Origin of the sequence: Pseudomonas sp. NPDC088429 (assembly GCF_044753305.1) — a bacterium.
Lineage (GTDB): Bacteria > Pseudomonadota > Gammaproteobacteria > Pseudomonadales > Pseudomonadaceae > Aquipseudomonas > Aquipseudomonas rustica.
The window spans coordinates 1-13039 of record NZ_JBIVMX010000028.1; the positions used below are offsets into that span (position 1 = coordinate 1).

Here is a 13039-nt window from a genome sequence, read left to right on the forward strand (position 1 = left end):
TGCAAGACCCGAGCCATGGCCTGGTCGTCGTCTTTGGCGGTGTTCATCATCTTGACGTGCAACTCGAACTGCTTGGCCAGGGCCAGCACCGAGGTCATCTCTTCGACGGCGTTGACGTTGCTCGACTCCAGGAAACCCGAGACCAGTTTGACGTTGGCATCGGCCGGCGCAGGCTGGCCGTCCTTGGTGTAAATCGAGCCGTCGAGGCCCTTGTTCATGTTCTTGATGTCCGGATTGACCAGTTTGATCCGGTCGACTTCCGCCATGACGCGCGGGCCTTCGCCCATCGCACGAATACTGATGGTGCCGTCTTCACCGACTTCGACTTGCTGCTCGGGCGGCACGGCAATCGGCCCGCCATTGCCCATCACCGCCATGCCGTTGCCGGCACGCAATACGCCGAGGGCGTCGATATTGAGGCTGCCGGTGCGCACGTAGCTTTCGCCACCGTTCGGGTTCTGTACGGCGATAAAACCGTTGCCGGTCACGGCGACGTCGAGGTCGCGACCGGTCTCGACCAGCGAGCCCGGCGAGAAGTCAGTGGCCGGCCGTTCGCTCATGGCAAACGCACGCGCCGGAAAGCTGTCACCAAACACCGGCATCGAACGGGCCTGTTCCAGGTCCTTCTGAAAACCGTTGGTGGAGATGTTCGCCAGGTTGTTGGCATGCGCCTTTTGCGCCAGCGCGTTCTGGCTGGCACCGGTCATTGCCACATAAAGGTACTTGTCCACACTCTTTCCTCTGCATGCCGGACGTTTGCCGCCCACTGCTGTACTGCTGAGCCATAAGCAATTTGCAGACCAACTTTTTTCTGGCGGCACGCGGCCCGGTAAACAAAGGACTTGGGGGAGATTTAGAGGATTGGGGAAATGTATCGAAGTCGAAAAACCGGCGGTGTTATGCCGCTTGGCGGCAACAGTTCAAAAGATCGCAGCGTGCCGCAGCTCCTAGATGATCGTTCCCACGCTCCGCGTTGGAATGCCTCAATGGACGCTCTGCGTCCGCTTTGGGACGCGGAGCGTCCCGGGCTGCATGCCCACGCAGAGCGTGGGAACGATCACGTGCTGCCCGGGTCTTTGCCGACTTCGTATTCGCGCAATTTGTTGGCAATCGTCGTGTGCGAAACCCCAAGCCGCTTACCCAACTGCCGACTGCTCGGATGCTCTGAATACAGTCGCTCCAGCACCGCCTTCTCAAAGCGCCCAACAATCTCGTCCAGCCCGCCCTCCAGCGAAAAATCGCCAAGCGGCTGACGCACGCCGTAATCCGGCAGGCGAATATGCTCAGCCTTGACCGTGCCGCCGTCACACAACGAAACCGCCTGAAACAGCACGTTCTCCAGTTGCCGCACATTGCCCGGCCAATGGTAATGACTGAGCCGATCCATCGCCGCCGGTGCGAGTTTCGGCAACGGGCAACCGATCTGCCGACTGGCCTGATCGAGGAAGTGTTCAACCAGCGGCGTCAACCCATCAAGGCATTCGCGCAACGGCGGAATGTGCAGCGAGAGCACGTTCAAGCGGTGATACAAATCCTGACGAAATTCGCCGCGCGCGCACAATTCAGACAAGTCGACCTGCGTCGCGCAGATCACCCGCACATCCAGATAAACCTCTTCATCACTGCCGACCCTGCGGAAGCAACCGTCCTGCAAAAAGCGCAGCAGCTTCACTTGAAGGCGCGGACTCATTTCGCCGACGCCGTCGAGAAACAGCGTGCCGCCCGCAGTCAATTCCAGCAGGCCGAGTTTGCCTTCCGCACGCGCACCTTCGAACGCACCGGGGCCGTAACCGAACAACTCGGTCTCGGCCATCGACTCCGGCAGCCCGGCGCAGTTAAGCGCCATCAGCGGCGATTGCCCGCGCGGACTGGCGAGGTGACAGGCGCGCGCCAGCAACTCTTTACCCGTGCCGGTTTCGCCTTCAATCAATAGCGGTGCGTCGAGCGGTGCCATTCGCCGCGCTTCGCGTACCACGGCGGCCATGACTTTAGAGCTCTGGAAAATGCTGTCGAAGCCACGCAGTTCTTGTTTGCGTACGTTGTAGATACGCTCGCCGACACGGTCGGCGCGGTGCAACGTGAGTACCGCGCCAGCCATGGCTTCGCTGTCGTCGTGTTCCGATTGCAGCGGCGCGATGTCGGCGAGAAACACGTCGCCCTTGACCTTCACGCGCATGCCGTTGATTCGCGATTTGTTGGCGCGCACCAGTTCCGGCAAATCGAAGTCTTCGGCGTAGCGGGACAACGGAATCCCCGGTACTTCATCGACGCGCACACCGAGCAACTGCGCCGCCGCGCGGTTGGCCGCGACGATCGAGCCGCCCATGTCGATCGACAGCACTGGAAACTCCAGCGCGCCGAGCAACGCGTTCAATTCCATGTGCCGCCGTTCGCTTGGCATCAGCCCGACGCGCTTGACGCCAAACACCCCGGCAATCGCCTCGAATTTCGGGCGCAGCGCCTGGAACTGGATGTTGATCAGGTTCGGGCAGTGCAAGTAGATCGCGTTGCCATGCTCACCACCGACCTCGCCTCGCGCGACGTTGATCCCGTAGGCCACGAGCAGGTTGAGGATGTCGCGCAGAATGCCGATGCGGTTCTGGCAGTGGACTTTGATACGCATATAAATCGCCCGAATAAACGATGAGAAACCTGTAGGAGTGAGCCTGCTCGCGATGGCGGTCGGTCAGCTGATATTGATGGCGACTGATTCATCGCAATCGCGAGCAGGCTCACTCCTACAGGGGACAGCGCCGCCAGTTTTCTTTGGTGGTGCGCAAACAGTTGTCAAGATTATGTGACAGTCGCCGACCTTTTCAAACCACCGAATCACCGTAAATGCGCGATAACGCCTAAACCGTAACGATTACTTTACGAAATTTACGGAAATTTCCTACGCGGTCGCGATCCAACCTACTGCACACAACCTCTCTCTCAGGTAATTCTGAGTCCATCGCTGGACATAACAAGAACGAATTCCCCTAGCAGGAGAGCAGTATGAAGCAGACGCAATACGTGGCCCGCGAGCCCGATGCGCAAGGTTTTATCGACTACCCCGCCGAAGAACACGCGGTGTGGAACACGCTGATCACTCGCCAGTTGAAAGTGATCGAAGGGCGTGCCTGCCAGGAGTATCTGGACGGTATCGAAAAACTCGGTCTGCCCCACGACCGCATTCCGCAACTCGGCGAGATCAACAAGGTGCTCGGCGAGACCACCGGTTGGCAGGTCGCCCGTGTTCCGGCGCTGATTCCCTTCCAGACTTTCTTTGAATTGCTCGCCAGCAAGCAGTTTCCGGTCGCGACGTTTATCCGCACTCGCGAAGAACTGGACTACCTGCAAGAGCCGGACATTTTCCACGAGATCTTTGGCCACTGCCCGCTGCTGACCAACCCGTATTTCGCCGAATTCACCCACACCTACGGAAAACTCGGTCTGCAAGCGACCAAGGAAGAACGCGTGTACCTGGCGCGTCTGTACTGGATGACCATCGAGTTCGGCCTGGTCGACACCCCACAAGGCAAACGCATCTACGGCGGCGGCATTCTGTCTTCGCCCAAAGAAACCGTTTATTCGCTGTCGGACGAGCCTGAGCATCAAGTCTTCGACCCGCTCGAAGCGATGCGCACGCCGTACCGCATCGACATCCTGCAACCGCTGTACTTCGTCCTGCCGAACCTCAAGCGCCTGTTCGACGTGGCCCATGAAGACATCATGGCCATGGTCAAACACGGCATGCAGCTGGGTCTGCACGCGCCAAAATTTCCGCCAAAGCCGAAAGCGGCCTGAGCAGAACCCGCTCGCGACTTGCGTGCAAAGATAGTAATTTCCAACAAGAATCGAATTCAGGAACCGACCATGTCCACATTGAACCAAGCCCACTGCGAAGCCTGCCGCGCCGATGCACCACAAGTCAGCGACGAAGAACTGCCGATCCTGATCAAGCAGATCCCTGACTGGAACATCGAAGTTCGCGACGGCATCATGCAGCTGGAAAAAGTTTTCCTGTTCAAGAATTTCAAGCACGCGCTGGCGTTCACCAACGCTGTTGGCGAGATCTCCGAGGCCGAAGGTCACCACCCGGGTCTGCTGACCGAGTGGGGCAAAGTCACCGTGACCTGGTGGAGCCACTCGATCAAAGGCCTGCACCGCAACGACTTCATCATGGCCGCGCGCACTGACGAAGTGGCCAAGACTGCAGAAGGACGCAAGTAATGCATTTCGACGCCATCGGCCGGGTACCCGGCGACCCGATCCTCGGTTTGATGGAGGCGTATGCGCAGGACACCAACCCGCGCAAATTCGACCTGGGCGTTGGCGTCTACAAGGATGCCCAGGGCCTGACGCCGATCCCGGAAGCGGTGAAAATCGCCGAAGCGCGACTGGTCGAAAGCCAGGACACCAAGACCTACATCGGTGGCCACGGCAACCCGCTGTTCGGCAAAGTCATCAACGAGTTGGTGCTTGGCGCCGACTCGAAACTGATCGCCGAACAACGTGCCGGCGCTACCCAGACGCCGGGCGGCACCGGTGCGCTGCGTCTGGCCGCTGACTTCATCGCTCAGTGCCTGCCAGGCAAAGGTGTGTGGTTGAGCAACCCTACCTGGCCGATTCACGAAACCATTTTCGCTGCAGCCGGGGTCAAGGTCAGTCACTACCCATACGTGGGCAGCGACAACCGCCTCGACGTCGAAGCCATGCTCGCCGTGCTCAACGAAGTGCCGAAAGGTGATGTGGTGCTGCTGCACGCGTGCTGCCACAACCCGACCGGTTTCGACTTGAACCACGACGACTGGCAGCGCGTGCTTGATGTGGTGCGCAGCCGCAATCTGCTGCCGCTGATCGACTTTGCCTACCAGGGTTTTGGCGACGGTCTGGAACAGGATGCGTGGTCGACACGGCTGTTCGCGGCCGAGATCCCCGAGCTGCTGATCACCAGTTCTTGCTCGAAGAATTTCGGCTTGTATCGCGACCGCACCGGCGCGCTGATTGTCTGCGCGAAAAGCGCTGACAAGCTCATCGACATCCGCAGCCAGTTGGCCAATATCGCCCGTAACTTGTGGTCGACACCGCCGGATCACGGTGCCGCTGTTGTTGCGACGATCCTCGCTGATCCAGAGCTGAAAGCGCGCTGGGCTGATGAAGTGGAAGCCATGCGTTTGCGTATTGCGCAGTTGCGCAGCGGTCTGGTTGAAGCACTGGAGCCTCACGGTTTGCGCGAACGTTTTGCACACATTGGCGTGCAGCGCGGCATGTTCTCTTACACCGGCTTGTCGCCGGAGCAAGTGAAACAACTGCGCGAGCAGCACAGCGTGTACATGGTCAGCTCAGGCCGCGCGAACGTCGCCGGCATCGACGCCACCCGCCTCGCGCTGCTGGCCGAAGCGATCGCCAGCGTCAGCAAATAACACCGCAATCCCCCTGTAGGAGCTGCCGAAGGCTGCGATCTTTTGATCTTGATTTTAAAAACAAAGATCAAAAGATCGCAGCCTTCGGCAGCTCCTACAGTTGCTCGTTCCCAAGCTCCGCGTGGGCATGCAGCCCGGGACGCTCTGCGTCCCAACAGCGAACGCAGAGCGTCCATTGAGGCGTTCCCACGCAGAGCGTGGGGACGATCAATCACCACAGTTTTTGCCCTCCCCTGCGGCCATCTGTCGCATTATTTTGAATTAAAAGTCTGATTGTCATTTTTCCTGCTGTATCCTGCGCAGGCTTTGTAAAAGCGCGGATCTACCAGATCTATCAACAGACTTAGCGAGGAGCGCAACCATGCACGAGATTCCTAATCTCCCCTTCCCAAGCCTGCACGTACCTGAGCAGACGACCACGCAACAAGCCGGCGCCCAACAGCCCGAGCCGAAAGAAGCCGTTGAGAGCCGTCCGGCCGACAACGAAGAGTAAGACCCGTCGTACAGACCGTGTGGAAAGCGCTAACATGCGCTTTCCACACTGCCTGAACCCCGAGCCCGCCATGACCGACGAATTCTCCGAAAGCCAAGCCGCCGTACTGATCGGTGCCACCGAGAAGATGATCGATATCTGGAACCGTCTCTCCCCCGAAAAACAGGCCGCCCTGCTCGCCCGTTTTGGTACTGAAGAAAACGCCCTTGCCGCACTCGTCACCACGCAACTGGTTGCGCCGGCCAAGCCGTGAATCTGCCATCCGGCAAATAGTTTTACTTTTCCCCGCCCCAGATTCCTCCACGCCGGTATCATAAGCAGCCTATCTAATCTGCCGCTCCCGTGGATCTTTACCCATGTCGTCCTCTATGTCCGAGCCCCAGCGCCCCCTGGCGGTTACGCTGCAAGTCGTTTCCATCGTCCTGTTCACCTTTATCGGTTACCTCAACATCGGCATTCCGTTGGCGGTGCTGCCGGGTTACGTCCACAGCGATCTGGGTTTCGGCGCAGTAATCGCTGGGCTGGTAATCAGCGTGCAATACCTCGCCACCCTGCTCAGCCGTCCGTACGCGGGCAAGATCATCGACAACAAGGGCAGCAAACGGGCGGTGATGATTGGCCTGGCCGGTTGTGGCTTGAGCGGCGTGTTCATGCTGATTTCGGCGTGGACTCCGAACATGCCGATGCTCAGTTTGATCAGCTTGTTGATCGGTCGACTGGTGCTGGGCAGCGCTGAAAGCCTGGTTGGCTCGGGTTCGATTGGCTGGGGCATCGGCCGCGTGGGTGCGGCCAACACCGCCAAGGTCATTTCCTGGAACGGCATCGCCAGCTATGGCGCACTGGCGATCGGCGCACCGTTCGGCGTATGGCTGGTTGGCGAGCTAGGGCTGTGGAGCATGGGCGTCAGCATCATCTTGCTGGCCATTCTCGGTCTGGCGCTGGCATGGCCGAAAACCGCCGCGCCGATTGTCGCCGGCGAACGCCTGCCGTTCATGCACGTGCTCGGTAAAGTATTTCCCCACGGCTGCGGCCTGGCGCTGGGCTCGATCGGTTTCGGCACCATCGCCACCTTCATCACCTTGTACTACGCGACTCAGCACTGGGAAAACGCCGTGCTGTGCTTGAGCCTGTTCGGCGCCAGCTTCATCGGTGCGCGATTGCTGTTCGGCAACCTGATCAACCGCCTCGGCGGCTTCCGCGTGGCGATTGCCTGCCTCTCGGTGGAAACGCTGGGCTTGCTGTTGTTGTGGCTGGCGCCGGACGCACACTGGGCACTGGCCGGTGCGGCGTTGAGCGGTTTCGGCTTCTCGCTGGTATTCCCGGCGTTGGGCGTAGAGGCAGTGAATCTGGTGCCGGCGTCCAGCCGTGGCGCGGCGGTTGGGGCTTATTCGCTGTTCATCGATTTGTCGCTGGGGATCACCGGGCCATTGGCCGGCGCGATTGCGGCGGGATTCGGATTTGCCTCGATCTTCCTCTTCGCCGCTCTCGCCGCGGTGAGCGGTTTGGCGCTAAGCGTCTATCTGTACAAGCACACGGCCAAGTACCGCGAAGACTAGAAATCCACCTTGCCGCGCCCGGCCTTGATGCTGCCGCGTTTGGTTTTCGATTCGAGCCGGCGCTTCTTTGAACCGAGGGTCGGCTTGGTCGGGCGGCGTTTCTTTTCGACTTTGGTGGCGCTGAGGATCAGTTCGACCAGCCGTTCCAGCGCATCGGCGCGATTGGCCTCCTGCGTGCGGTATTGCTGGGCCTTGATGATCAACACGCCATCGCTGGTGATGCGACTGTCGCGCAGCGCCAGCAGCCGTTCCTTGTAGAACTCGGGCAAGGACGAGGCCGGGATGTCGAAGCGCAGGTGCATGGCGCTGGAGACCTTGTTGACGTTCTGCCCCCCGGCGCCTTGCGCGCGGATGGCGGTCAATTCGATCTCGGCATCCGGCAGATGCACATTGTTGGAAATCACCAGCATGGAAAAGCGTCCGTATTCAGAGCCTGCAGGATACCGCGAAAATCATTCTGGATTCGGCACAACACCCTGTGGGAGCGAGCTTGCTCGCGAAGGCGTGGTGTCAGGCAACGATGATGCTGGATTCAATATCCTCTTCGCGAGCAAGCTCGCTCCCACAGGATTCGGCATCCTTCCATTGCGCCCATAAACAACAAACCCGGCACTGTGGCCGGGTTTGTTGTTTCCGCTCGCGCGATTACTTCGCGGTTGCAGGCACCGCAGCTTGAGCACTGCGCTTGTTCTTGATCACGTAGCAAGCCCACATGAACACGACCCACACCGGAATCGCGTATACCGAGATCTGAATCCCCGGGATCAGCAGCATCACGCCAAGGATGAACACCACGAACGCCAGGCAGACATAGTTGCCGTACGGGTACCACAGCGCCTTGAATAGCGGCGTCTGCCTCGTCTTGTTCATGTGCTGACGGAACTTGAAGTGCGAGAAGCTGATCATCGCCCAGTTGATCACCAGCGTCGCAACCACCAGCGACATCAGCAGTTCCAGCGCGCTGTGCGGGATCAGGTAGTTGAGCAACACCGCGATCACGGTCACCGCTGCCGAGGCCAGAATCGAACGTACCGGCACGCCGCGCTTGTCGATCTTCGCCAGGCCTTTCGGCGCATCGCCCTGCTCGGCCATGCCCAGCAACATGCGGCTATTGCAGTAAGTGCCGCTGTTGTACACCGACAGCGCCGCGGTCAGTACCACGAAGTTGAGAATGTGCGCGGCGGTGCTGCTGCCGAGCATCGAGAACACTTGCACGAACGGGCTGCCGCTGTAGGAATCGCCGGACGCGTTGAGGGTTTCCAGCAGGCTGTCCCAAGGGGTCAGCGACAGCAGGATGACCAGTGCGCCGATGTAGAAAATCAGGATGCGGTAGATGACCTGATTGATCGCTTTCGGGATCACGGTTCTCGGCTTGTCGGCTTCTGCTGCGGTAAAACCGAGCATTTCCAGACCGCCGAAGGAAAACATGATGATCGCCATGGCCATCACCAGACCGCTGACGCCGTTGGGGAAGAACCCGCCGTGCGACCACAGGTTGGTTACCGACGCTTGCGGGCCGCCGTTGCCGCTGACCAGCAGGTAGCTGCCGAGCGCAATCATGCCGACGATCGCTACAACCTTGATGATCGCGAACCAGAATTCGGCTTCACCGAAGACTTTGACGTTGGCCAGGTTGATCGCGTTGATCAGCACGAAGAAGGCTGCCGCAGAGGCCCAGGTCGGAATGTCCGGCGCCCAGTAGTGGATGTACTTGCCGACCGCAGTCAGCTCCGACATGCCCACCAGAATGTACAGAATCCAGCAGTTCCAGCCCGACAGGAAACCGGCAAAGCCGCCCCAGTATTTATGCGCGAAGTGGCTGAAGGAACCGGCCACCGGCTCTTCGACGATCATCTCGCCGAGCTGGCGCATGATCATGAAGGCGATGAAGCCGCAGATGGCGTAGCCGAGGATCATCGACGGGCCAGCGGATTTCAGTACCCCGGCCGAGCCGAGGAACAATCCGGTACCGATCGCGCCACCGAGGGCGATCAGTTGAATGTGGCGATTTTTCAGGCCGCGTTTCAGCTCGCCTGATTGCGAGGGTTGTCCACTCATGAAAAAGGTCTCACGCAAGGTTTGATGATGTTCAGTAGACGTTGCTGCAAGGTTGCGATTTCAAGCAGCCCCGATCAAACCCCAGCGCAGGCACCAGGAGTTCAGCTCAATTACAACGGTCATGCGTCACCTGTTTGTTTTTATCTGTGACGAAATCGAACCCGAAACGCTTGTGGCGCGACGGAGTGAACAAGGCGGGTAGCCTTGAGTTTTGCGCGATTACGCAGAGGGTCACAGTTAAAACGCGGCGCATTGTACACCGCTAACCCCCTGCTGCCAGACCCCGCTGGATCAGCGTGTCGGTTGCCGGGATTGCGTGTGTCCGTTTCGAGAGGCTCGAACGGCTGCAAAATTTGAGTCAGACCTTTGCGGGCCATCGACGTGGACGAGGAAAAAACCGTCCCACGGAGAGAAGTGGAAATCAGTCACGGCGTTCATTGCGCCTCCTTGTTGTTATGCACCTGCACGGCAGGCATGGGGCGCATCTCACCCTGCAAACGTCGCTGAAACAAGCGGCCCAGAGCCTTACGTCGGGCTCGGCCCATTGGGCTTCGGAAGCTTTTCCTTACACCCACGCGGGAACCTGCCATTCACGGGGATTTAGCGGATTTTTCGTAAACATTTCTTTACGAGTCGTAACGTAGAGTTTCCATTTCAGAATTTTCTGTAGGACGTCTGCTGGTTAACGGTCATCGGGATTTTAGCCAGGAATTAATTTGTTGAGACCACTGGCTTGCTCGCGAAGAGGCCCGATCAGACACCGAACACCTTTCTTCAGACAAAAAAAACGCCAACCCTGCGGTTGGCGTTTTTGCTCGAGCTTGAAGCTTGAAGCTTGCCGCTAGAAGCTCACAGCCGCCTTATTCAGGCTTGCGACGACCAAACCCCGGACGCTGACCGGAACCGGCCGGCGCACCGCGGCGCTTGCCCGACGGCTTGTCGCCATCAACCAGCTTGATCCCCGGACGCTTCGACGTCGGTTTAGCCGGACGCTTGTTGGTGGTGTCCGCTGGACGATCCGCCACTGGCGTACCGCGACCGGCAGGCGCGCCACGTTCGCCACGTTCAGTGCGACCGTTGGCCGGACGCGGAGCGCGCTCGCCGTCACGGGCAACCGGCTTGCGGGCTGGACGCTCGCCTTCGATCTGCGGCTCACGGCTTGGGCGTGGGCCGATCGGTGCGCCAGCGGCTGGACGCAGGGTCCGTACGCGCTCGGTCTTGCCCATCGGACGCGACGATTTACGCTGCATACGCTCAAGCTTGTCTTTGCTCTTGGCGTTCAGTTGCGGCATCGCCACTGGCGTCAGGCCGACTTCAGCACTGAGGATGTCGACTTCGTACTGGCTCATTTCGCGCCAGCGGCCCATCGGCAGGTCGGAGTTGAGGAACACCGGACCGAAACGCACGCGCTTCAGACGGCTGACCACCAGACCCTGCGATTCCCACAGACGACGAACCTCACGGTTACGACCTTCCATCACCACGCAGTGGTACCAGTGGTTGAAGCCTTCGCCACCTGGCGCCTGCTTGATGTCGGTGAACTTGGCCGGGCCGTCTTCCAGCACCACGCCAGCCTTCAGTCGCTCGATCATCTCGTCGTCGACTTCACCGCGTACACGCACGGCGTACTCGCGGTCCATCTCGTAGGACGGGTGCATCAGGCGGTTGGCCAGCTCACCGTCAGTGGTGAACATCAGCAAACCGGTGGTGTTGATGTCGAGACGACCGATGTTGATCCAGCGGCCTTCTTTCGGACGCGGCAGCTTGTCGAACACGGTCGGACGGCCTTCCGGGTCGTCACGGGTGCAGATCTCGCCATCGGGTTTGTTGTACATGATCACGCGGCGAACCGATTCGGCCGCTTCTTCGCGCTTGATCACCTTGCCATCAATAGTGATGGCGTCGTGCAGATCGACACGCAGACCGAGGGTGGCGTCTTTGCCATTGACCTTGATCCGGCCCTGGCTGATCCAGGATTCCACGTCACGGCGCGAGCCGACGCCGATACGGGCGAGGACTTTCTGCAGTTTTTCGCCTGCTGGGCCGATTGGCTGGTCGTCTTGCTGATCTTTGATACTCATCTGGGCACCTCCCGGTGTGGTCTGTTCAGGCAGGGCCTGAAGCATTGAAATCTGGGTTCTCGGCCGAAGGGATCGGCGAAGGGTCGCGAATCATACGCGGATGTGCGCCATCGCGCATCAGAGACTAGCTGATCAATGGACAGTTATTTCTTTTTCCGCCGACCGGCGCCACCGAGTTTGATCAGGCGCAGCGCGGCTTCGGCCAGCACCGTGCGCTTGTCGTCCTTGTCGAGTTTCTTCCAGGCTTTGATCTCACGCTTGCTGCGGCCGCAGCCGAGGCAGATGTCGTCGCTGAATTTGCAGAGGCTGATGCACGGGTCTTTTGTCGAACTCATTTGGGTACCTTTGGGAGATCAAAAGATCGCAGCCTGCGGCAGCTCCTACATTGGAATGCGGCCCTTGTAGGAGCTGCCGAAGGCTGCGATCTTTTCGGCGCCCCTCAGTCTTCGAACTCGCGGCGTTCGGCTTCGATGGCTTCGGCCAGTGCGCGGGCTTCGGCTTCTTCTTCGCTCAACTCGGGTTCGGGCGCGGGTTGTTCGAGGGCGGCGACGGCGGCCAACAGCTTTTCGCGCGCTTCGGCGACGCCGAGAATGTCCTCTTCCGGTTCGGCTTCTGGCTCGGCTTCAAGTTCAACTTCAATGCCGGGCTCGGGCTCGGGCTCGGGCTCGGGCTCAGACTCAATTTCTGTTTCGGGCATCGGCGCCTCACCGTCCGCCGCATCCCGCAGCAAATCGTCGAAGTCGGTCTTGATCCCCTCCTCCATGCTGTCCAGTTCCAGCAGCAAGGTATGGAAACTGGTTTCTTCCTTCTCCTCCTCGGGCTCGGCGCTGGCGTCGGCCAGTTCCTGCAGACTCTGCGGCACCGGCGCGTCGTCGAAATCGAGCACCGGGTCGGTTTCCATTTCGCGCAGTTCGGCCAGTGGCGGCAGGTCTTCGAGGTTCTTCAGGTTGAAGTGATCGAGAAACATCTTGGTGGTGGCGAACATCGCCGGTTTGCCCGGCACGTCGCGGTAGCCGACGACACGAATCCACTCGCGCTCCAGCAAGGTTTTGACGATGTTGCTGTTCACCGCCACACCGCGCACGTCTTCGATCTCGCCACGGGTGATCGGCTGGCGATAGGCGATCAGCGCGATGGTTTCCAGCAAGGCACGGGAATAACGCTGCGGGCGCTCCTCCCAAAGTCGGCCAACCCACGGCGAAAACTTCTCGCGAATCTGCAGGCGATAGCCCGACGAGACTTCCTTGAGCTCGAACGCACGGCCCTCGCAGGACTTGCCGAGCAGGGTCAGGGCTTTCTTGAACACTGCCGGTTCGGGCCGTTCGCCCTCTTCGAACAGTTCAAAAAGACGCTCAAGGGATTGCGGCTTTCCCGAGGCCAACAGAAAGGCTTCAAGCAGGGGTGCCAGCTCGCGGGGTTCAGTCAGGTTCATGTTTCGACTCG

The 13039-nt window shown here is 59.7% G+C and carries 13 protein-coding genes; 6 read left to right on the plus strand and 7 right to left on the minus strand.

Going from position 1 to position 13039, the window contains the following annotated elements; genetic code table 11:
• A partial coding sequence (locus tag ACIP66_RS15645; RefSeq protein WP_400649040.1) for a flagellar basal body rod protein FlgF occupies positions 1-731 on the minus strand: 731 nt, incomplete at its 3' end.
• Positions 732-1057: 326 nt separating this feature from the next.
• Positions 1058-2623 (minus strand): sigma-54-dependent transcriptional regulator, encoded by a 1566-nt coding sequence (locus ACIP66_RS15650; RefSeq protein WP_400649041.1) that lies wholly within the window; start codon positions 2621-2623, stop codon positions 1058-1060.
• 374 nt (positions 2624-2997) lie between these two features.
• Here ACIP66_RS15650 and phhA point away from each other — a divergent pair, with 374 nt between their 5' ends.
• From phhA to ACIP66_RS15680, 6 genes are all read left to right on the plus strand, one after another.
• Entirely contained in the window at positions 2998-3789 is a 792-nt protein-coding gene (gene phhA, locus ACIP66_RS15655) for a phenylalanine 4-monooxygenase (RefSeq protein WP_400649043.1), read from the plus strand.
• Positions 3790-3858: 69 nt separating this feature from the next.
• Positions 3859-4215 carry a 4a-hydroxytetrahydrobiopterin dehydratase gene (locus ACIP66_RS15660; RefSeq protein ID WP_016771115.1) on the plus strand — a complete coding sequence of 119 codons (357 nt, stop codon included), beginning with the start codon at positions 3859-3861 and terminating at the stop codon, positions 4213-4215.
• Positions 4215-5408, plus strand: coding sequence for an amino acid aminotransferase (locus tag ACIP66_RS15665; RefSeq protein WP_400649044.1), 1194 nt, complete (start codon positions 4215-4217; stop codon positions 5406-5408). Before ACIP66_RS15660 ends, ACIP66_RS15665 begins: the two co-directional genes overlap by 1 nt.
• A gap of 361 nt (positions 5409-5769) precedes the next feature.
• Positions 5770-5901, plus strand: coding sequence for a hypothetical protein (locus ACIP66_RS15670; protein WP_008088845.1), 132 nt, complete (start codon positions 5770-5772; stop codon positions 5899-5901).
• A 70-nt stretch (positions 5902-5971) separates the two neighbouring features.
• Complete coding sequence (locus ACIP66_RS15675) at positions 5972-6154, plus strand: hypothetical protein (protein ID WP_053118279.1); 183 nt, start codon at positions 5972-5974, stop codon at positions 6152-6154.
• A gap of 115 nt (positions 6155-6269) precedes the next feature.
• Complete coding sequence (locus ACIP66_RS15680; protein ID WP_178124172.1) at positions 6270-7457, plus strand: MFS transporter; 1188 nt, start codon at positions 6270-6272, stop codon at positions 7455-7457.
• Here the strand turns inward: ACIP66_RS15680 and arfB are convergent.
• The 5 genes from arfB to scpB all read right to left on the minus strand — a co-directional run bounded on the left by arfB (position 7454) and on the right by scpB (position 13028).
• Positions 7454-7867, minus strand: coding sequence for an alternative ribosome rescue aminoacyl-tRNA hydrolase ArfB (arfB, locus tag ACIP66_RS15685; protein ID WP_007920134.1), 414 nt, complete (start codon positions 7865-7867; stop codon positions 7454-7456). The two genes, ACIP66_RS15680 and arfB, sit on opposite strands and share 4 nt — an antisense overlap.
• Positions 7868-8102: 235 nt before the next feature.
• On the minus strand, positions 8103-9515 hold the full coding sequence (locus ACIP66_RS15690) for an amino acid permease (RefSeq protein ID WP_400649046.1): 1413 nt from the start codon (positions 9513-9515) through the stop codon (positions 8103-8105).
• Positions 9516-10375: 860 nt separating this feature from the next.
• A complete protein-coding gene (rluB, locus tag ACIP66_RS15695; RefSeq protein ID WP_400649047.1) occupies positions 10376-11596 on the minus strand; it encodes a 23S rRNA pseudouridine(2605) synthase RluB in 1221 nt (406 codons plus the stop codon).
• Between the two features lie 143 nt (positions 11597-11739).
• Positions 11740-11931 (minus strand): DUF1289 domain-containing protein, encoded by a 192-nt coding sequence (locus tag ACIP66_RS15700; RefSeq protein WP_016771121.1) that lies wholly within the window; start codon positions 11929-11931, stop codon positions 11740-11742.
• Positions 11932-12035: 104 nt separating this feature from the next.
• Positions 12036-13028 carry an SMC-Scp complex subunit ScpB gene (scpB, locus tag ACIP66_RS15705; protein WP_400649049.1) on the minus strand — a complete coding sequence of 331 codons (993 nt, stop codon included), beginning with the start codon at positions 13026-13028 and terminating at the stop codon, positions 12036-12038.
• Positions 13029-13039: the final 11 nt, after the last annotated feature.